Genomic DNA, 18,918 nt, shown 5'->3' with positions numbered 1-18,918 from the left:
TGTAGAGAAGGCCGCCGAAATCGTCGGCGGCCTTTGCATTGATACCGACCGCTTTGATTAGCGGTTATCCACCGCAGCGGGACGAACCAGCGAGGTCACACGACGGATCGCGACGCGACGGTTTTGCTGTTCAGCTTGCGCCGTGCGGATCTTCAGGTAGCGCTCGCCATAGCCCTGGACAGAGAGGTTTTCCGGCGGGATGCCGTAGACTTCACTCAAGAGGTTGGCGACGGTCTCGGCGCGCTTGTCGGACAGGATCAGGTTCGACCGGTCGGAGCCGACTGCATCGGTATGGCCTTCGATCAGAAAGGTCTCGCCCGGATCCTTGGCAAGAACCTGCTCCATCGCCTCGGCTACCCGGCGAAGCGTCTTCGCCTGGGCGAGCGGCACCTCAGCCGAGCCCGACGGGAAAGTGATCGTATCGAGGTCGATACGGCGGACCTTGTCGCGAAGACGGGCGGACGACTTCACCTCCTCGATCGAATAGACGCGCTCGACGCGCTCGACGGGTGGCTGGGCGAGGAAGTCGTAGTAATCGCGATCGGGTGCGTTCGAGGTGGTGACGATATAGTCCTGAACCGGAATGCTGAGCCGCATCGGCGGCAGGCTGGATCCGACGTCGACATAGACATGCGGCTCTGCACGGTCGGCCTCCGGCGCATAGAACAGCACATATTCGTCACCGCCCACAGTGAAGCGCGAACGCAGGATGATGTCTCCGTAGCGGTTGTAGACGGTCACCAGACGCGACCCGTCATGACGTTCGATGGTCTCGCGAACCCGCCCTCGCGAGAGTTCCTCGTAAAACGTTTGCCCCTCATCATAGCGCAGACGCGAACGATCGTCTCCGCGAACCACCTCATGGTTGCCCACGTTGATGATTGTGCGGTTATCGGTTTCTTCGATCACGCGCACCTCGTTCACTTGGTTCACCTGGTTGGTGACGTTGGAAACATTGTTCGTCACATTGGTGACATTGGTCACGTTCATCACATTGGTGACGGAGGTCGGCACGTCGAAGGTTGGGGCAGTATCCGTCGTCTTGCCCTTTTCACCAATGATGGCCTCCATCACCTTCGGTTCGAATCTCGGCGACGTTCCCTGGGCCTCGGCATCGCTTGTCGGCGCGGCGACAACCGGGATCTCCTCACGCAGCATGGTGCGCGCATCGCGCACGTCGGCGCCCCCGGTGTTGTCGGCGTCCTTGTCACTGTCGAGAACGGCAGCACCGTTATCGACTGGCAGGACCACGGTCTCGGCGGTCTTGGCCGGATCCTCAGCAATCTGCAGCTTGTCCTCCTCGCTGCGCTTGTCAATGACATCTACGATAGGCGCGTCCGCCGGCGGCTCGACTGCGGGAACGAGAACCTGTTCACCAGCGGGCTGCTGATCCGGCGCGGGCGCCGACTGGGCTTGCGGTTCGACCGGCATGTCGCCCTGCGTCGAATCCGGCGCAGGTTTCATCGCGTCATTGGTGAGTGGACTGTCCGCCGGCTGTTCGGCCGGGGCCGGTTCTTCTGCCGGGGCCTGATCCGCAGCAGGCTGATCCGAGGGGGTGGCCTCATCGACCGGAGCCTGCGGGATCGGGGCAGCCTCTTCAGCCGGAGCTTTCTCCGACGGCACCTGATCAACCGGCGCGGCTTCTGCAGGCGCCTGCGGTTCTGCCGCAGGGCAAGCATCGGCGGACGCCGCCTGCGATCCGTCGGCACAGCTCACGGCTTCCGCAGTCGGCTGTTCCACCTGCGGCTGCTCGGCTGCCTTTTGCGCCTCATCGGTCGCCTGTTGCTCAGCGGCCTGCTGGGCCTCCTCGGCTGCTTGTTGCTCAGCGGCCCGCTGGGCTTCCTCCGCCGCCTGTTGCTCGGCCGCCTTTTGTGCCTCATCGGCGGCCTGCTGTTCGGCCGCCCTCTGGGCCTCCTCGGCTGCCTGCTGCTCAGCGGCCTGCTGGGCTTCCTGCGCCGCCTGTTGCTCGGCAGCTTTTTGCGCCTCATCGGCGGCCTGCTGTTCGGCAACACGCTGGACGTCGATCGCATCGCAACTCGCCTGATCGGCAGCCTGGCTTCCGTCGCTGCACGTCACGGCAGTCTGCGCGACCAGCACGGCTGTGGACAAGCTCGAACTCGCGTGGCTGGCGGCGGCCGCCGCGCTTGGCTCGACCATGGCGGCGGCCGTCAAAACCGGCACCGTGACGGTGGCGAACAATCGGGATCTCAGATTCATATTCGTTTCCTTGCGAAACGCGTAACCACGCGGACATTCTTGCTTGCAGGAGCCAATGGACAGGCGGCTTTTTTGAGGCCGCACAAGTCTCTCACCCCGATCGGGGCAGAAGCTAGCGCTACCTAAATTAACCCTGGCTGAACGAAAAAAATGCGCCCCGCCTGTGCATTTTCCGATCCATTGACCCCGATCCCAAGCGCTCCCGCTATTACTCAGCCGTACAATTTTTGCCGAGCGTATGTCTTTGCAGTTGATTTTCCGCGAGAAAGAGTAGGAATATCGACGAAGGTACGGCACGGGGTTGCCGCGCTTGCCCGGTTCAGCGCAGGAATCATAACAACCGCGCGAACAACCAACAGAGAGGATCTCATGCGTATTTCGACACGTTTCTTTGCCGCAGCCTCGATTGCCGCACTGTCGCTTTTTGCCGGCACAGCAATGGCCGAAGGCGAAAAGCTGATCATCGGCACCGAGGGCGCCTATCCGCCTTTCAACAATCTCGAATCGGACGGCACGCTCGTCGGCTTCGATATCGACATCGCCAAGGCCCTTTGCGATGAAATGAAGGTCACCTGTGAATTCGTCACCCAGGATTGGGACGGCATCATCCCGGCGCTTCAGGCCAAGAAGTTCGACGCCATCATCGCCTCCATGTCGATCACGCCGGAGCGCAAGGAAAAGGTCGACTTCACCGACAAGTACTACAACACCGGACCGGCCCTTGCCGTGCCGAAGGATTCAACCATTACCGGCCTGGCCGATCTGAAGGGCAAGGTGCTCGGCGCCCAGTCCTCCACGACCCATGCCAACTATGCTGAAAAATACGCCACCGGCGCGGAACTCAAGCTCTACCCGACCACCGACGAATACAAGCTCGACCTCGAAGGCGGCCGTGTCGACGCCGTCATCGACGACGTCGTCGTTCTGTCGGAATGGGTGAAGTCCGAGGCCGGCGCCTGCTGCAAGATCGCCACGGCGCTGACACCTGACGTCGAAATCAATGGCCCGGGCGCCGGCATTGCCGTCCGCAAGGGCGAAACCGCACTTGCTGAAAAGTTCAATGCTGCGATCAAAGCGATCCGCGCCAACGGCAAGTACAAGGAAATCAACGACAAATACTTCGATTTCGACGTTTACGGCGACTAAGCGCCGAAAATCAGAGCCTCGGATGGCGGAAGGCTTGCACTTCCGCCATTTCTGTTTGACAACAAACGACAATAATTTGCGGCTCGAACCGCAGAGGGGAATTTCAGCATGAGCGGATTATTTTCCGCCCTCGGGTCGTTCTGGACCTGGTTTCAGTATGTCTTCGATCCGCTATGCGGTCCGGCCGGCGTCTTCACCCTGTTTGGCAGTTCCTCAATCGTCGCTTGCGGTGCGAGCGGCTGGGGCGATGAGATCGCTTTCGGCGTCAAGGTCACCATATCCCTTGCCCTTGCAACCTTGCCAATTGGACTGCTGCTGGGCTTTCTGGTCGCCTTGGCCATGCAATCAGAAGAAAAGACCCTGCGTCTTGCCGGCGGCATCTATACGACGATCTTCCGCGGCCTGCCCGAGCTGCTGACGCTGTTCATCGTCTATTACGGTGTGCAGATGGGCATCCAGTCGATCCTTGCCTGGTTCGGCTACAATGAGCGTATCGAGATCAACGCCTTTGCTTCCGGCATGATCGCGCTCTCCGTGGTTTTCTCCTCCTATTGCTCTGAAGTGCTGCTCTCGGCTTTCCGTGCCATTCCAAAAGGCCAGTATGAGGCCGGCGATGCGCTTGGCCTGCATCGAGCCCGGACCATGCGGCTGATCATCCTGCCGCAATTGATCCGCATTGCCTTACCAGGCCTCGGAAATCTCTGGATGAACCTATTGAAGGACACCGCGCTCGTCTCGGTCATCGGACTTTCCGACATCCTGCGCCAGACCGGCATCGCCGCAAAGGTTAGCAAGGAGCCCTTTTTCTTCTATCTGCTCGCCTGCGCCCTCTTCCTCGTCCTTGCCATGGTCTCATCTATCGGCATCAGCGCGATCGATCGCTGGAGCAACCGCGCCGGAGCCCGCCGATGAGCTACGCCACACACCTCATTCCCCCACGTCCTGCGCCGCCGCAACAGAGTACCGCATTGAACGGTACGCGAATCCTCGGACTGGCCGGCCTGATGCTCTGGCTCCTCCTCGGGCTGGCACTCGCCTATATGATGGTCAGCAACTGGGACACCGATAAATTCATCAAATACGGACCACGCTACCTGTCCGGGCTTTGGGTGACCATGACGCTGGTCATCACCTCAATCACATGCGGCGCACTTCTTTCCGTCCCGATCGCCTTCGCCCGCATGTCGAAGAACCGGGTCCTTAACATTCTCTCCTATTCCTATGTCTATGTCTTCCGCGGCACGCCGCTGCTCGCCCAGATCTACATGATCTACTACGGACTGGGCTCGTTCCGGCCGCAAATCGAAGCGATTGGCCTGTGGTGGTTCTTCCGCGAGGCGTGGTATTGCGCATTGCTGTCGATGACGCTCAACACCGCGGCCTATCAGGCGGAAATCCTGCGCGGTGCGATCCAGAGTGTGTCACGCGGCCAGACGGAGGGCGCCAAGTCACTGGGCCTTGGGCCCTTTATCACCTTCCGCAAGATCATTCTGCCGCAGGCCCTGATCGTGGCGCTGCGGCCATACGGCAACGAGATCATCCTGATGATCAAGGGCTCGGCCATCGTGGCAGTCGTGACCGTTCTCGACCTCATGGGACAGACCCGTTACACGTTCTCGCGCACTTTCGACTACCAGGCCTATCTGTGGGCAGCGATCTTCTATCTATCGATCGTCGAGGCTATGCGCCATATCTGGGCGGCCATGGAAGCGCGCCTGACGCGCCACCTCAAGCGCTAGGCGGTTGGCAGCACTCCACTAGGAAGGCTGCCAACACTCTGTTTTCTCTTGAGAATTCCGAACGGAAAAGCCGCACGTTAAGCTTCAGTTAACCTTGCAATGTTTCCCTATCAGATAGGCCGCTCCCGTGGCGCGGCCGATCGGTCCGCCGAAGCGGAACACCGCCGGCTCCGGTCCTCTGGATAAGGGAACGAAGACGAGGTTGTCATGAACCACGAAATGGAACTGATGCTGAAGGGTTACGGCCTGACGACGGCGCAAATCCTCTATCGCTTGCCCGACCACCCGACCCTGCTCCAGAGCTATGTCTGGCAGCACTATGATCTGGCGCCGGATTTCCCCGAAATGAAGGGCTTCCTCAAGTTCTGGCAGGAGAAACTCGACGGGCCGCTGCATTCCGTGAGCTACGTGCACAAGCGACTGGTGGCCGCCAATGAATGGCGCGCGCTAAAGGGCGAACTTATCCTGCACTGACGCTCAGCAAGCACTTCGCTCCGGACGAACTCAGTGTCGTCCGGTTCGCGGTGCGGAGCGACGGTCCCGTGCAATACCGATCGAAAGCATCTCCCGAGAAAGGAGCCGAGCGTCACGTTGGCCACCAGTTCGCCGAAGGAGCAGACGAACCCGCCCTCTGGATGAAAAGTCCTCTGCGATCCACCAGCCCCGCCGCCAGTCCTTCCTGCTTTCATGGGCCCCGCCGCGCGTCAGCGAAGCACCTTAAGGCTCTCCGTTCCGCACCGCACGCATTGCCAAAACCAGGAGGACCCTTTAGAGGCTGGCCCAAAGGGGCGCCGGCTGTCGGCGCGCCGCGAGTGGAGTTCTCCATGGCCAAGATCGACGAAGATGCGCTGGCAGAAGCCTACAACCGGGCGCTCGCGCTAGAGAAAGACGGCGACATAGACGCCGCCGTCAAAGCCTATCATGAAGTACTGGCGATCGACCCGGAAGACCATGGCGGCGCATCCGTCCGCATCGCCTCGCTCGGCCGGGGCGAAGCCCCACCGAAGGCCCCTGACGCCTATGTCGAGACCCTGTTCGACCAGCACGCCGAAGCCTTCGAGGACATTCTCGTCGAACAACTCGGCTATGCGGTGCCGGTCATGGTCCGCCAGAAGCTGCAGGCACTCAGTCTCGGCCCGTTCAAGCGCATGCTCGATCTAGGCTGCGGCACGGGCCTGACCGGCGGCACACTGCGCGATATGGTCGACGGCATAACCGGCATCGACCTTTCCGAGAACATGGTTGAGATCGCCCACGAAAAGGATCTCTACGAGACCCTCTACGTCGCCGAGGTCGAGGATTTTCTCGAAGACAATGACGAAGAGGCTTTCGACTTGATCACCGCAACCGACGTGCTGCCCTATCTCGGCGCGCTGGAACCGCTGTTCTTCGGCGCCGCCGAGAACATGGCCGATGGCGGCCTGTTCATTTTCTCGTCGGAAACACTGCCCGACGATATTCTGGCCGGTCGACCTTACATGGTCGGCCCCCACCAGCGTTTCGCTCATTCGGAAGCCTATGTCCGCGAACGCCTGGCCGCGACCGGTTTCGAGATCGTCGAGATCTCCGACATCAATGTCCGCATGCAGGATGGCAATCCGACGCCTGGGCATCTGGTGATCGCTCGCCTGAAACGTTGAACGGATTGCCGGCTGGCGCGGTTGATGAGAATGTGACGGGCAGCCAGGTTCCTGATCCGTCGCATTTCCTCGGAGGCTCCGCCATGATCCGCATCGTTCCTTTTGCCGCTCTTCTCTGTCTTGCCATGCCGGCCAAAGCCGGCGGCGATCCCGCTGCGGGAGAAGCCGCCTATGCACAAGCCTGCGCGCACTGCCACAGATCCGTTGCCCGGATCGTTCCGATGATTTCGGGCGCCGATGCGACTGCAAAGACCGCCTATCTGGAGCACTTCCTCGCCGGTCACAAAGCGCCTGATCCGCGGGTGCGTGCCGACCTGATCGCCTATCTTCTCAAAGTTTCCGGCCTCTGAGGACGGCCGGTCCGCCCGACACGCTTTTCCTTCGCCGCGCGATGCTTTAATCCTGCCGGCACGAAACACGAGGCAGGAGAATTACAAATATGGCCAAGGTGGCATTCATCGGACTGGGCGTCATGGGTTACCCGATGGCGGGGCACCTGAAGACGAAGGGCGGGCATGACGTGACCGTCTACAACCGCACCGCCGCCAAGGCGGAGAAATGGGTCTTCGAGTTCGGCGGCCAGGCGGCAGCAACACCCGCAGAGGCCGCCAGCGACTGCGACTTCGTCTTCACCTGCGTCGGCAATGACGACGACCTGCGTTCCGTCACGATCGGCGAGAACGGCGCACTCTCCGGCATGAAACCAGGCGCGATCCTGATAGACAATACCACCGCATCGGCGGAAGTCGCCCGCGAACTTGCGGAAGCAGCGAGCGCCAAGGGCTGCGGCTTCATCGACGCCCCCGTCTCCGGTGGTCAGGCCGGCGCCGAGAACGGCGTCCTGACCGTCATGTGCGGCGGTGACCTGGCTCTTTTCGACAAGGCCCGACCCGTGATTGATGCTTTCGCCCGCATGGTCGGCCTGATGGGTCCGGTCGGCGCTGGTCAGCTCACCAAGATGATCAACCAGATCTGCATCGCCGGCCTGGTCCAGGGGCTTGCCGAGGGGATTCATTTTGGCAAGAAAGCCGGCCTAGACCTTGAAAAGGTTATAGAAGTCATCTCCAAGGGCGCAGCCGGCTCATGGCAGATGGAAAACCGCCACAAGACGATGAATGAAGGCAAGTACGAATTCGGCTTTGCCGTCGACTGGATGCGCAAGGACCTAGACATCGTGCTGTCGGAAGCCCGCCGCAACGGTGCGGCCCTTCCCGTCACTGCGCTGGTGGACCAGTTTTACGGCGAAGTGCAAAAGCTGGGCGGCAATCGCTGGGATACATCCTCCCTGCTCGCGCGGCTCGAAAAGAAATGACGCTTACGCCCGGCGCGTCAGTCGAAGAAATCCTCGTTCATCTGCGCGCACTCGGCAACGAAGCGAACATAGCGGGGATGGCTCGTTACGGCATCGAGACTGCAACCGCGCTGGGCATCACGACACCGCAAATGCGGGCGGTCGTGAAGCAGGTGAAGCGCGATCACGCCAGAGCGCTTGCCCTGTGGCGCACCGGCCTTCGCGATGCGCGCATGCTGGCGATCCTCACCGCCGAGCCAAAGCGGCTGAAGGTCGAGGAGGCGCGGACCTGGGCCGGCGATTTCAATTCCTGGGAAGTGGTCGACACCGCCGCAGATCTGTTTACCGAGACGCCTTTCTGGCGGGCGCTGGTCGAAGAATTCGCCGCAGATCCACGCGAATATGTGCGGCGTACGGGTTTTGCCATGATCGCTGGTGCCTCGGTCCATCGCAAGACGGAGCCGGACGAGACCCTGCTTGCCTATCTGCCGCTGATCGAAAAGCACGCGACAGATCCGCGCAATTTCGTCAAAAAGGCGGTGAACTGGGCGCTGCGCAATATCGGAAAGCGCAATCGCGCCTGCTACGGCCCGACGCTGGCGCTGGCCGAACGCCTTGCGGCAAGCACCGACAAAACAGCCCGCTGGATCGGCAGGGATGCCGTTCGCGAGCTGAAAAGCGAGAATATCCTCAAGCGCCTGAAGCCCTGAGGCCTCCGCGTCAGTCCTCGGCGTTCTTCTGGTTGTCGAGCAACATGTAGTCGAGCGGCAGTTCCGTCGTGTACTTGATCTGCTCCATGGCGAACGCCGATGAGACATCGCGGATTTCGATCTTGGCGATCATCCGCTTGTAGAAGGCGTCATAGGCGGCAATGTCCGGCACGACGACGCGCAGCAGATAATCGACGTCTCCGCTCATGCGATAGAATTCGACCACTTCCGGGAATTCCGCCACGACTTCGGAAAAGCGCTTGAGCCATTCAATCGAGTGGCTGCCGGTGCGCACCGAAACGAAGACGGTGACCTTGGTATTGACCTTAACCGGATCAAGCAGCGCGACCCGGCGACGAATGATGCCGTCTTCCTCCATCTTCTGGATGCGACGCCAGCACGGCGTGGTCGACAGACCGACCTTTTTCGCCAGATCGGCAACGGCCAGCGTCGAGTCTTCCTGGAGGATGCGCAGAATTTTTCGGTCGAGTCGGTCCATGGCAAAGCCTTTCGAATAATTTTCTCGATATAGCTCGAATTTTATTAAAGCAAAGAAAATCGTTTCACTGGATCAGCTTGTCCACTTCCACTCTCAGAATCGGAAGAACTTCGGCCTCGAACCAGGGGTGGCGTCTCAGCCAGCCGGTATTACGCCAGCTCGGATGCGGCAGCGGCAAAACCTTCGGCCCTTCGACATTGCCTTGCCAGTAGTCCCGCCAATGCTCGACCGTCTCGGTCATCGTCTTCTTCCGACGGTCGCCCAGATGCCAGCCCTGCGCGTACTGCCCGATCGCCAGCACGAGTTCGATCTGCGGCATGGCGGCCATCACCATGTCGCGCCACTGCGGCGCGCACTCAGCCCGTGGCGGCAGGTCATGGCCCTGCGCGTTGTAGCCGGGAAAGCAGAATCCCATCGGCACGATGGCGAAACGGTCGCGATCATAGAACAGCTCCCGGTCCACACCCAGCCACTGCCGCAACCGGTCCCCCGAGGCATCGTTGAACGGCAAGCCGGTCTGGTGCACCTTGAGTCCCGGCGCCTGGCCGGCGATCAGAATACGCGCCCTCGCCGAGATCGTGGCGACGGGGCGCGGTTCATGCGGCAGACGGTTCTGCGGCCCGCCCGCCGGGCAATCACGGCAGATCCGGCAAGCCGCAATCGCGCACCTCAGCCGGTCAAGCGCTTCGTCAATCCCGGCACTTGCTCCGTCACGCATGGTCACGCCCGGTCAGAGCGCCGCGCTCGACCGCGCCTGCACGGCTTTGAACCAGCGCCAGACATGGGTGAGGTCCTCCGGGCAGGAAATCTTCGCCGGCTTCATGAATTCAAAGGCGATCATCGCGGTAATGTCGGCGATCGTGTAGCGCGGCCCGGCGATGAATTCGCGTTTTGCAAGCTCGCCATCAAGGAAGCGCAGGAAATCAAGCACCTTGGGCTTGTTCGCCTCGCCCCAGTCCGGAACCTGCGGTACTTCCCAGGTGGCCATGGCCGGATGGAGGTGGCGGAAGGCAGCGGCGACCGATGCGAGAAAGTTCAGTTCCGCGCGCCGGTTCCACATCTCGACCAGCGCCTTGTCCTTGGCGTCGATGCCGAACAGCGCAGGTTCCGGCTGGATCTCCTCGAAATAGCGGCAAATGGCAACGGATTCGCAGATCACCGTGCCGTCATCGAGCTCAAGGACCGGCAGCCGCTGTAGCGGGTTCTTCGTCGTGATCTCCGCCGACTTGTGGCCGAGCGAGCCCATGTCGACCGGAACCGTCTCGACTTCGATCCCCTTTTCCTTGAGAAAAACCGTCACCCGCCGTGGATTGGGCGCACGCCCGCCGTCATAGAGCTTCATGAAACCTCCCGTTGTTTAGCCTCAGTTGACACCAAGCCAGCGCCCGACGAAAGCCCAAAATCCCGCGGGAACGTAACTCTCCCCAGCCGCCGGCAGGTGCTTCTCGCGCCGCCAGTCCTGCGGCCGCTGGAAATCACCAGCCCAGATGCCGTTCCCGTCCCGCCTTGCCGCCGCTTCTTCGGCCATGTAGTCGCCGTAAGCCACGGCACGTCCTTCGCGCACCATCGCCGCATTGACATTGGTATCGCCAACCCTGCACCGGACCAGCAGCCGATTGTAGCGGTCGCGATCCTCGCCGACGCATGCAAACTTGTCCAGCGCCGCCCAGACGGCCAGCCGCCGCCGCGCTGCGTCACCACAGGCCGTCACTTGCCCGCCCGCATGGCACATCTGGCCGATCTCCGGCGCATCGATCCCTTCAAGCCGGATGTGCAATCCATCCACCACCAACGTATCCCCGTCGATGACGACGAAACGGCCGGTAAGAACCTGGCTGTTCTGCTGCTGCAGCTTGGCCGCGATCAAGAGCCCGAGAAACAGCATCGAAAAGCCGACGATTGCATCGTGTGCACCGCGTCCGGTAAGCTTCACATTTTCGCCCATTTCAACAACGAAACCTTGGCGATCATGGCAAACAAATCCTTTTCGACAGTATCTTTTTAAGGAATACCGGATAGATTTCCCTGATCTTTCACGAGTGATTTTCCGGCATATGAGTAAAGGCGTCCCGTCCTCGACAGACAAGAATATCGTCGACCTCTCGCGAAACCACCGCAACAAGGCCGTGGCGAAAGCGGTGCGCACGACGCGTGAGCGCTTGCAGTCGAGCAAGACCGGCTCAATGCTGTTCGAGAGCGAAATCCTCGCCATGCATATTGGCGCCACTTTGCAGGGCGCGGCAGTAATGCCGATCATCATACTCATGGTCACCGGATTCGGTGCCTACATCAATCCCGACCCGACACTTTTCCTCTGGGCGCTAGCGACGCTCACCGTCCACGCCCTTGACATCATCCTCGTCAAACGCGCCTCCAACCGTGACCTTTCCGCCAGCAATGCCATCAAGTGGCACCGTCTGCTACTCCTCGGTCAGGCCGCCATGGGTGCTTGCTGGGCCCTCTTCTCGCTCCAGTCCTGCGCGACCTGCGGCGGAGACACATTCGTACTCTACAAGGGGGCAGCCCTCCTGATCGTGCTTTCGGTCACGGCGATGTCGAACATGATGCTGCGCCAAGCCGTGCTGGTCGGGTTCCTGCCGACTGTCGCCGCGCTCGTCTATAATGCCACGACCTCCCGCCAACCGCTTGATATTGCCGTTGCGGCACTCTTCACCACCGCACTGGTCTTCTTCACCTACATCACCAGCCGACTGCACCAGGCCAACCTCAAGCTCCTGTCCTACCAGACGGAGAAGGATGACCTCATCGCCGAGCTCGAGGTCGCCAAATCGCTCTCCGACGAGGCGCGACGGCGGGCGGAGGAAGCGAACCTCGCCAAGTCCCGCTTCCTTGCGTCTATGTCGCATGAGCTGCGCACGCCGCTCAACGCCATCCTCGGGTTTTCCGAAGTCATGGCAGGCGAGGTTCTCGGGCCGCTCAACAATCCGCTCTACAAGGAATATTCCGGCGATATCCACCGTTCGGGCCAGCACCTGCTCGACCTCATCAACGAGATCCTCGATCTGTCGCGCATCGAGGCCGGCAAGTATGAACTGAACGAGGAAGTGGTATCGCTGCTCGACCTAGCCGAGGATTGCGTGGGCATGGTGCAATTGCGCGCCAAGGCCAAGAACATCACGATCAGCGAGCAGCTGGAGCCTGACCTGCCCGCCGTCTGGGCCGACGAGAAGGCCATGCGCCAGGTCGTGCTCAACCTTCTGTCGAACGCCGTCAAATTCACCCCAAAGGGCGGCGAGGTTCACGTCAAGGTCGGCTGGACGGCCGGTGGAGGCCAATACGTTTCCATCCGCGACAACGGCCCGGGCATTCCGGCCGAGGAAATCCCGGTCGTGCTTTCCGCCTTCGGACAGGGGTCCATCGCCATCAAGAGCGCCGAACAAGGCACCGGACTGGGTCTGCCAATCGTCCAGGCGATCCTCGCCAAGCACGGCGGCGAGTTCAAGCTCAAGTCGAAGCTGCGCGAGGGAACCGAGGTCATCGCCATTCTGCCGGCGCGCCGTGTACTGGAGAGCCTGCCGGCCGTCAGCGAAACCCGGGCGGTCGAACCGCGCCGGCGCCAGTTCGCCTGACGGCAATCCATCCCCTCGGCAAGGGCATAGCAGCCCGATTTCTTTCGTGCGTCCGTCATTCATCCAGCCTATCTTCTGGCGACCTACACGGATTCGGGATGCCCCCATGACGCGACTGCTGCGTGCGACTATATTCTCGACGGTGCTTGCCGCCACACCGGCCCTTGCTGCCGACGCGCCCTCCGAACTGACGGTGATGAGCTTCAATATCTGGGGCGGCGGCGCCAACGAGGACAAGGACATCTCCGAGACGGCCGCTGTTATCCGGGCCTCAGGCGCGGACATTATCGGCATCCAGGAAACCAAGCCGGAACCGGACGTCTGTGATGCCGACGACTGCGTGCCAACCGGAGAGAGTGTCGCCAGCGACCTCGCCAAGGCACTCGGCTTCCATTATTACGAGCAAACGAAGACCAACCCGGCGCTGTGGGCTAACGCCATCCTCAGCCGCTATCCGATCGGCAAGCCGACCGCCAATGATCTCGGGGCCGAGATCGACGTCGGTGGTCGCAAGATCTATGCCTTCAATATCCAACTGACGGACTATCCCTACCAACCCTACCAATTGCTCGGCATCGACTACGGTTCGGCGCCCTTCCTCAAGACAGCCGACGAAGCCATCAAGGCTGCCGCAGCCGCACGCGGCCCGGCATTGGATCTGCTGATGAAGGAACTCAAGGGGACCGAAGCCGCCGACGCTGTCTTCCTCTTCGGGGATCTCCGCGAGCCATCCTACCGGGACTGGACCGAGGCGGCCGTCAAGGCTGGCCACCAGCCAATGGTGGTGAAATATCCCTCAGCCTTGCGCATCGAGCAGCAAGGCGGATTTACCGATCTGCTGCGCGCGGCCTATCCCGACGAAGTGGCCAAGCCGGCCTTCACCTGGACCCCGACAACGGAACCGAACGACCCACAAGACCACCACGATCGCATCGACTACATCTTTGCGCGCGGAAAAAAACTGGAAACGCTCAGCGTTTCCGTCGTTGGAGAAAAATCGCCGGACGCGGACATCGTCGTAACGCCATGGCCGTCGAACCACCGTGCGGTCGTCGCCAAGGTCCACTTCTGATCAGAAGAAGACCACATAACCGGCATAGACGCCGTTGGCCACCAGCAGGCAGAACACGGAAAACGAGCCGAGATCCTTGGCATTGCGACCGACCGTCGAGATTTCCGGCGAAATGCGGTCGACCAGTTCCTCGATTGCCGTATTGATCGCCTCGATGCAGAACAGCACCAGCATCAGCACGAGAAACCCGACATACTCGGCAAGACTTGCGCCAACCAGCGCAAACAGTGCGAGTCCGAGAGCAAGCGCCAGCAATTCGTGGCGGAACGCCGACTCACCAATCAGACGGCGGAACCCTTGGAAGGAGTAGCGGGCGGCCGCGAAAAAATGAGCGACGCCGGTGTTTTTCTTGATCGTCGCCGCGGCCTGCTCGTCCGCGGCTTTGTCACGCGCTCCCTCAGCCATCCTTGGTCGACACCCCGGCTGTCTCAAAAGTCGCCATGCCGGAATGGCAGGCGGCGGCGGCCTTGACGATGCCGGCGGCAAGTGCCGCACCCGTGCCTTCACCCAACCGCATGCCGAGCGCAAGAAGCGGAGTCTTGCCGAGCTTCTCGATCGCTTTCAGGTGGCCAGGCTCTCCGGAGACATGGCCGATCAGGCAGTGATCAAGCGCCGAGGGATTGGCGGCCTTGAGGATCGCCGCAGCCGCTGTCGCGACATAGCCGTCGATCAGCACCGGGATCTTCTCCACACGGCAGGCAAGGATAGCACCCGCCATGGCGGCGATCTCGCGCCCGCCGAGCCGGCGCAGGATTTCCAGCGGATCGTCGAGATGTTCCTTGTGGAACGCGACGGCAGTCTTGACAGCCTCGACCTTGCGCAGGAGCACGTCTCCCTCCGATCCGGTACCGGGACCGACCCATTCCTCGGCGGGGCCACCGTAGAGCGCAAGATTAATCGCCGCGGCGATCGTCGTATTGCCAATCCCCATCTCGCCGATGCACAGCAGGTCGGTGCCGCCGGCGATCGCCTCCATGCCGAAGGCCATGGTCGCGGCGCAATCGCGCTCGGAAAGCGCCGCCTCGCAGGTGATGTCACCGGTCGGATAATCGAGCGCCAGATCGAAGATCTTCAGGCCGAGGTCATAGGTCGCACAGATCTGGTTGATCGCGGCGCCGCCGGCGGCGAAGTTCTCGACCATCTGCTGCGTCACCGACGACGGATAAGGCGTGATGCCATGCTTGGTGACGCCATGATTGCCGGCGAAGATCGCCACCAGCGGCCGCGTCACCGCCGGCGGACGTCCAGTCCAGGCGGCGAGCCACATGGCAATCTCTTCCAGACGTCCAAGCGAGCCGGCCGGCTTTGTCAGTTGCTTGTCACGCTCGCGGGCCGCAATCAGGGCCGCCGTGTTCGGACCGGGCAGGTCGCGCAGCAGTGCGCGGAAATCATCGAAGGGCAGGCCGGTCACGGTCATGAGGAAGGCTTCCTTGTAATCTGCGTCGAAATCGGGCTTTGTGGCTCCTCTAATACGGACCGCGCCCTACCGCAACAAGCCAAAAAGCGGTGCGCACCGTCGTCTTTGCAATGGAGTGACCCGATCCGATGGATTGGCGCGACTATCTGACCGACACCGCCCGGGCGGTATCCTTCCTCAGCCGCATTACCGTGCCGGCAAGTATCTTCGTGGGCCACGACGGAAACCTGTCGCGCGCCGTGCGCGCCTTCCCGCTGGCGGGTGCCCTGATCGCCCTTCCGTCCGCCGCCGCGCTGTGCCTCATGCTGGTTTTCCACGCTAGCCCGCTGCTCGCCGCATTTGCGGCCCTTGGCGTGCAGGCCGTCGTCACGGGCGCTCTGCATGAGGACGGATTGTCGGATGCCGCCGATGGGCTTGGCGGCGGACGAGACCGCGACCATGCGCTGGCGATCATGAAAGACAGCCGCATCGGCTCCTATGGCGCCGTGGCGCTCGTCCTCACCTTCGGCTTGCGCGCAGCAGCGATCGCGGAGATTGCCACCCATATAGCCCCCTTAAGCGCAGCGTTGTGCCTGCCGGCCACAGCGGCACTCAGCCGCGCGCTGATGGTCTGGCATTGGTCATCCCTGCCCCCGGCCCGCACCAATGGCGTTGCGGCCGGCGCGGGAGCCCCCTTGCGCTCGTCGCTCAACAGCACCTTGATCACCGGCGCGGCGTTGGCCGCTATCCTGCTCATCCCGGTCGCCTCGCTATTTGCCTATTTCCTCGCCATTCTTGCCGCTGCCCTCGCGGTTGCCGCCTTTACCGCCAGAGTCCGCCGCGCCATCGCCGGCCATACCGGCGACACGATCGGCGCAACCCAGCAGGTGGCCGAGATCGCGAGCCTTGTTGCCCTTGCCATGGCGAGCTGACAACCCGATATAGAGCCCATCCAGAAACCAAGGCCGCTGAATGGAATCGCCCTGCACCCTCGTCTGCTCGATCGACATGAAAACCGGCTATTGCTTCGGTTGCGGCCGCACACGGGACGAGATCGCCGGATGGATGAGCTATAGTGACGGCGAACGGCGCTTGATCATGCAGATGCTCCCCGCACGGCTCCAGACCGTCGAGCGCAAGCCGCGACGTGAGACGCGCCGCGCTCGCATGGCACGGGAACAAGAGACGAACTGATGCGCCTGATCATCGTACTTGCCATTCTCGGCTTCGGCCTCACTGTTCTCTTCCTCAACCACGACAGCGGCCAGAGTTTTGGTATGGACAACGAGGATTTTGGCCACCTCATCCGCCTCCTGCCCTTCGCCGCGATGCTGTCGGTCGGGCTGCTCGCCTCCCGGCGCTCTCTCAGTGAGAGCGTTCGCCAACTGGCGGTGTGGCTGCTGATCGTGCTCGCGCTCGCCACCGGCTACCTCTACCGGTTTGAATTGCAGGCGATCGGCGACCGGCTGCTCGCCGGCCTCGTGCCAGGCCGAGCGGTCGTCGTCACCACCAGCGAGGGTGTTTCCGAAGTCATGCTGCATAAGTCCCTGGGCGGACATTTCGAGACCTCCGTCGCCATCAACGGGGTACCCGTATCCGTGCTGATCGACACGGGCGCAAGTTCGGTTGCGCTGCGCTATGAGGATGCCATGCGGATCGGAATAAACCCTGCCGATCTGAGCTTCACCCAGACGATCATGACCGCCAACGGCCGTGCCATGGCCGCCCCGCTGCGTCTTCGCCAACTGGCACTCGGCCCGATCATGCGCGAGAATGTCCAGGCGGCGGTCATCGAGCGGGGTCGGCTCGACCAGAGCCTGCTCGGCATGAGTTTTCTCTCGACCCTTGGCTCGCTGCAAATGCAGAGCGACGAACTCAGGCTACGTGACTGATCCCGTTCACGTCCTCAGCTTATAGCCGGTGCGGAAGACCCACGAGAGAAAGCCGAGACAAACGGCAAGAAACAGCCCGATCATCGCCAGACTGATCAACGGATGTACGTCGGAGACCCCGAAGAAGCTCCAGCGGAAACCGCTCACCAGGTAAAGAACCGGATTGAAATGGCTGACCGTCTGCCAGAAGGGGGGCAGCACATCAATGGAATAGAAAGTCCCGCCAAGGAAGGTGAGCGGAGGAATCACCAGCATCGGCACCATGCTCAATTGTTCAAAATTCTTCGCCCAAATGCCGATGATGAAGCCTGCCAGACTGAAGGATACGGCCGTCAGCAGCATGAAGACAAGCATTAGCACCGGATGGTCGATCCGCAGATCGACGAAGAAGGCGGCAGTCGCCAGAATGATCAAGCCGATCATCATGCCTTTGGTCGTCGCGGCGCCGACATAGCCGATCAGGATTTCCGCCATGGCGATCGGAGCCGAGAGAATCTCGTAGATCGTCCCGGTGAATTTCGGAAAATAGATGCCGCTCGAGCCGTTCATCACGCATTGGGTGATCAGCGTCAGCATGATCAGTCCCGGTGTGATGAAGCCACCGTAGCCCACCCCATCAACCGGCTCCATGCGCGAACCGACGGCAGCGCCGAAGACGATGAAATAAAGTGCCGTGGTAATCACCGGAGACACCACGCTTTGCAGCAAGGTTCGGCGCATCCTCGCCATCTCGTAGTAGTAAATCGCCTTGATGGCTTCGAGATTCATCGACCTTCTCCAATCAGCGATACGAAAATGTCCTCCAGCGACGTCTGTCTGGTCGCGATATCGGCAAAGACGATCCCTGCCGCCTCGACCTCCGCCAGAAGCTGCGCAATGCCGCCGTGGTCGCTCTCTTCGTCATATTCGTAAACCAACTGCCGGCCACCTTGCGAAAGCGTTAGCTTCCAAACGCCAAGCGCGCTGGGAACCTCGGCAAGCGGCTCGCGTAACTCGATGATCAATTGCTTGCCTCCGAGCTTGCGCATCAGTGTGTTCTTGTCTTCCACCAGCATCAACTTGCCGCGATCGATGATGCCGATCCGGTCGGCGATCTCTTGCGCCTCCTCGATGTAATGGGTGGTTAGGATGATGGTGACGCCCCCTTCCCTCAGTCGCTTGACGAGTTGCCACATATCCTTACGCAGACTGACATCCACGCCGGCTGTCGGCTCATCAAGGAACAGGATGCGCGGCTCGTGCGACAGCGCCTTGGCGATCAGCACCCGCCGCTTCATCCCCCCAGACAGTTCGCGCAGTGCATTGCTGCGTTTTTCATAGAGCGTCAGTTCACGCAGCAAGCCGTCGATATAGGCCGGGTTTGGTTTCTTGCCGTTCAAGCCGCGCGAAAAACTCACGGTATTGACCACGCTCTCGAACTGGTCGGTCGTCAACTCTTGCGGCACAAGGCCGATCACCCCGCGGGTCTTGCGAAAGTCCCTGACGACGTCATGTCCGTCCACCGTGACCGAGCCCTCGCTCGGATTGGCGATGCCACAGATAATCGAGATGAGCGTGGTCTTGCCCGCGCCATTGGGACCAAGCAGCGCGAGGATCTCCCCCTCCTCGATGTCGAGCGAGACATTGTCGAGTGCCTTGAAGCCGTTGGCATAGGTCTTCGACAGCGAATTCACGGAAATGATGGGGGCCATGCCCGGGGCTCCGGATGGAAGGAGGATTGTCAGAC

Annotated in this window: 22 protein-coding genes; 13 read left to right on the top strand and 9 right to left on the bottom strand. The window is 61.3% G+C overall.

Features of this window, described 5'->3' with window-relative positions; translation table 11 throughout:
* Positions 1-57: 57 nt before the first annotated feature.
* On the bottom strand, positions 58-2,217 hold the full coding sequence (locus RNA01_RS00180; RefSeq protein WP_147177734.1) for an OmpA family protein: 2,160 nt from the start codon (positions 2,215-2,217) through the stop codon (positions 58-60).
* A gap of 369 nt (positions 2,218-2,586) precedes the next feature.
* Here RNA01_RS00180 and RNA01_RS00175 point away from each other — a divergent pair, with 369 nt between their 5' ends.
* The 8 genes from RNA01_RS00175 to RNA01_RS00140 all read left to right on the top strand — a co-directional run bounded on the left by RNA01_RS00175 (position 2,587) and on the right by RNA01_RS00140 (position 8,743).
* Complete coding sequence (locus tag RNA01_RS00175) at positions 2,587-3,363, top strand: ABC transporter substrate-binding protein (protein WP_147177732.1); 777 nt, start codon at positions 2,587-2,589, stop codon at positions 3,361-3,363.
* Between the two features lie 108 nt (positions 3,364-3,471).
* Positions 3,472-4,275, top strand: a complete 804-nt coding sequence (locus tag RNA01_RS00170) for an ABC transporter permease (protein ID WP_147177730.1) — start codon at positions 3,472-3,474, stop codon at positions 4,273-4,275.
* Positions 4,272-5,102: an ABC transporter permease gene (locus tag RNA01_RS00165; protein ID WP_147177728.1), complete on the top strand. Its 831-nt coding sequence runs from the start codon at positions 4,272-4,274 to the stop codon at positions 5,100-5,102. The genes RNA01_RS00170 and RNA01_RS00165 overlap by 4 nt, the downstream gene beginning before the upstream one ends.
* Before the next feature lie 207 nt (positions 5,103-5,309).
* Positions 5,310-5,576 (top strand): usg protein, encoded by a 267-nt coding sequence (locus RNA01_RS00160; protein WP_147177726.1) that lies wholly within the window; start codon positions 5,310-5,312, stop codon positions 5,574-5,576.
* A 350-nt stretch (positions 5,577-5,926) separates the two neighbouring features.
* Positions 5,927-6,742, top strand: a complete 816-nt coding sequence (locus tag RNA01_RS00155; RefSeq protein WP_147177724.1) for a class I SAM-dependent methyltransferase — start codon at positions 5,927-5,929, stop codon at positions 6,740-6,742.
* Positions 6,743-6,825: 83 nt separating this feature from the next.
* The gene (locus tag RNA01_RS00150) at positions 6,826-7,092 is read left to right on the top strand and encodes a hypothetical protein (RefSeq protein WP_147177722.1); all 267 of its coding nucleotides are present in this window, start codon (positions 6,826-6,828) and stop codon (positions 7,090-7,092) included.
* An 89-nt stretch (positions 7,093-7,181) separates the two neighbouring features.
* Positions 7,182-8,054 carry an NAD(P)-dependent oxidoreductase gene (locus RNA01_RS00145; RefSeq protein ID WP_147177720.1) on the top strand — a complete coding sequence of 291 codons (873 nt, stop codon included), beginning with the start codon at positions 7,182-7,184 and terminating at the stop codon, positions 8,052-8,054.
* Positions 8,051-8,743, top strand: a complete 693-nt coding sequence (locus RNA01_RS00140) for a DNA alkylation repair protein (RefSeq protein WP_147177718.1) — start codon at positions 8,051-8,053, stop codon at positions 8,741-8,743. The genes RNA01_RS00145 and RNA01_RS00140 overlap by 4 nt, the downstream gene beginning before the upstream one ends.
* A 10-nt stretch (positions 8,744-8,753) precedes the next feature.
* Here the strand turns inward: RNA01_RS00140 and RNA01_RS00135 are convergent, their stop codons facing one another.
* The 4 genes from RNA01_RS00135 to RNA01_RS00120 form a co-directional block, all read right to left on the bottom strand.
* Complete coding sequence (locus tag RNA01_RS00135) at positions 8,754-9,242, bottom strand: Lrp/AsnC family transcriptional regulator (protein WP_147177716.1); 489 nt, start codon at positions 9,240-9,242, stop codon at positions 8,754-8,756.
* A gap of 64 nt (positions 9,243-9,306) precedes the next feature.
* A complete protein-coding gene (locus RNA01_RS00130; protein ID WP_147177714.1) occupies positions 9,307-9,960 on the bottom strand; it encodes a uracil-DNA glycosylase family protein in 654 nt (217 codons plus the stop codon).
* A 12-nt stretch (positions 9,961-9,972) separates the two neighbouring features.
* Positions 9,973-10,584, bottom strand: coding sequence for a glutathione S-transferase (locus tag RNA01_RS00125; protein ID WP_147177712.1), 612 nt, complete (start codon positions 10,582-10,584; stop codon positions 9,973-9,975).
* A 21-nt stretch (positions 10,585-10,605) separates the two neighbouring features.
* The gene (locus RNA01_RS00120; protein ID WP_147177709.1) at positions 10,606-11,328 is read right to left on the bottom strand and encodes a thermonuclease family protein; all 723 of its coding nucleotides are present in this window, start codon (positions 11,326-11,328) and stop codon (positions 10,606-10,608) included.
* Between RNA01_RS00120 and RNA01_RS00115 the strand changes: the two genes are divergently transcribed.
* On the top strand, positions 11,297-12,832 hold the full coding sequence (locus tag RNA01_RS00115) for a sensor histidine kinase (RefSeq protein WP_147177707.1): 1,536 nt from the start codon (positions 11,297-11,299) through the stop codon (positions 12,830-12,832). The two genes, RNA01_RS00120 and RNA01_RS00115, sit on opposite strands and share 32 nt — an antisense overlap.
* A 106-nt stretch (positions 12,833-12,938) precedes the next feature.
* Entirely contained in the window at positions 12,939-13,904 is a 966-nt protein-coding gene (locus RNA01_RS00110) for an endonuclease/exonuclease/phosphatase family protein (RefSeq protein WP_147177705.1), read from the top strand.
* Here the strand turns inward: RNA01_RS00110 and RNA01_RS00105 are convergent, their stop codons facing one another.
* Both RNA01_RS00105 and cobT read right to left on the bottom strand, forming a co-directional pair.
* Positions 13,905-14,309, bottom strand: coding sequence for a diacylglycerol kinase (locus tag RNA01_RS00105; RefSeq protein WP_147177703.1), 405 nt, complete (start codon positions 14,307-14,309; stop codon positions 13,905-13,907).
* Complete coding sequence (gene cobT, locus RNA01_RS00100) at positions 14,302-15,321, bottom strand: nicotinate-nucleotide--dimethylbenzimidazole phosphoribosyltransferase (RefSeq protein ID WP_147177701.1); 1,020 nt, start codon at positions 15,319-15,321, stop codon at positions 14,302-14,304. Before cobT ends, RNA01_RS00105 begins: the two co-directional genes overlap by 8 nt.
* Before the next feature lie 128 nt (positions 15,322-15,449).
* Here cobT and RNA01_RS00095 point away from each other — a divergent pair, with 128 nt between their 5' ends.
* The 3 genes from RNA01_RS00095 to RNA01_RS00085 are packed head-to-tail and all read left to right on the top strand — an operon-like array spanning position 15,450 to position 17,192.
* Entirely contained in the window at positions 15,450-16,232 is a 783-nt protein-coding gene (locus RNA01_RS00095) for an adenosylcobinamide-GDP ribazoletransferase (protein ID WP_147177699.1), read from the top strand.
* 40 nt (positions 16,233-16,272) lie between these two features.
* Positions 16,273-16,494, top strand: a complete 222-nt coding sequence (locus tag RNA01_RS00090) for a DUF1289 domain-containing protein (RefSeq protein ID WP_147177697.1) — start codon at positions 16,273-16,275, stop codon at positions 16,492-16,494.
* Positions 16,491-17,192 (top strand): TIGR02281 family clan AA aspartic protease, encoded by a 702-nt coding sequence (locus RNA01_RS00085; protein ID WP_170253324.1) that lies wholly within the window; start codon positions 16,491-16,493, stop codon positions 17,190-17,192. The genes RNA01_RS00090 and RNA01_RS00085 overlap by 4 nt, the downstream gene beginning before the upstream one ends.
* A 6-nt stretch (positions 17,193-17,198) precedes the next feature.
* Here RNA01_RS00085 and RNA01_RS00080 read toward each other — a convergent pair whose 3' ends face one another.
* Together RNA01_RS00080 and RNA01_RS00075 are read right to left on the bottom strand one after the other, a co-directional pair.
* Positions 17,199-17,960: an ABC transporter permease gene (locus tag RNA01_RS00080; RefSeq protein ID WP_147177693.1), complete on the bottom strand. Its 762-nt coding sequence runs from the start codon at positions 17,958-17,960 to the stop codon at positions 17,199-17,201.
* Entirely contained in the window at positions 17,957-18,883 is a 927-nt protein-coding gene (locus RNA01_RS00075) for an ABC transporter ATP-binding protein (protein ID WP_147177691.1), read from the bottom strand. The genes RNA01_RS00080 and RNA01_RS00075 overlap by 4 nt, the downstream gene beginning before the upstream one ends.
* Between the last annotated feature and the right edge of the window lie 35 nt (positions 18,884-18,918).

Source organism: Paenirhizobium naphthalenivorans (assembly GCF_007992095.1).
GTDB classification, from domain to species: domain Bacteria; phylum Pseudomonadota; class Alphaproteobacteria; order Rhizobiales; family Rhizobiaceae; genus Allorhizobium; species Allorhizobium naphthalenivorans.
Note: the sequence above shows the minus strand (reverse complement) of the source record. Positions and strands in the feature narration are given on the sequence as shown.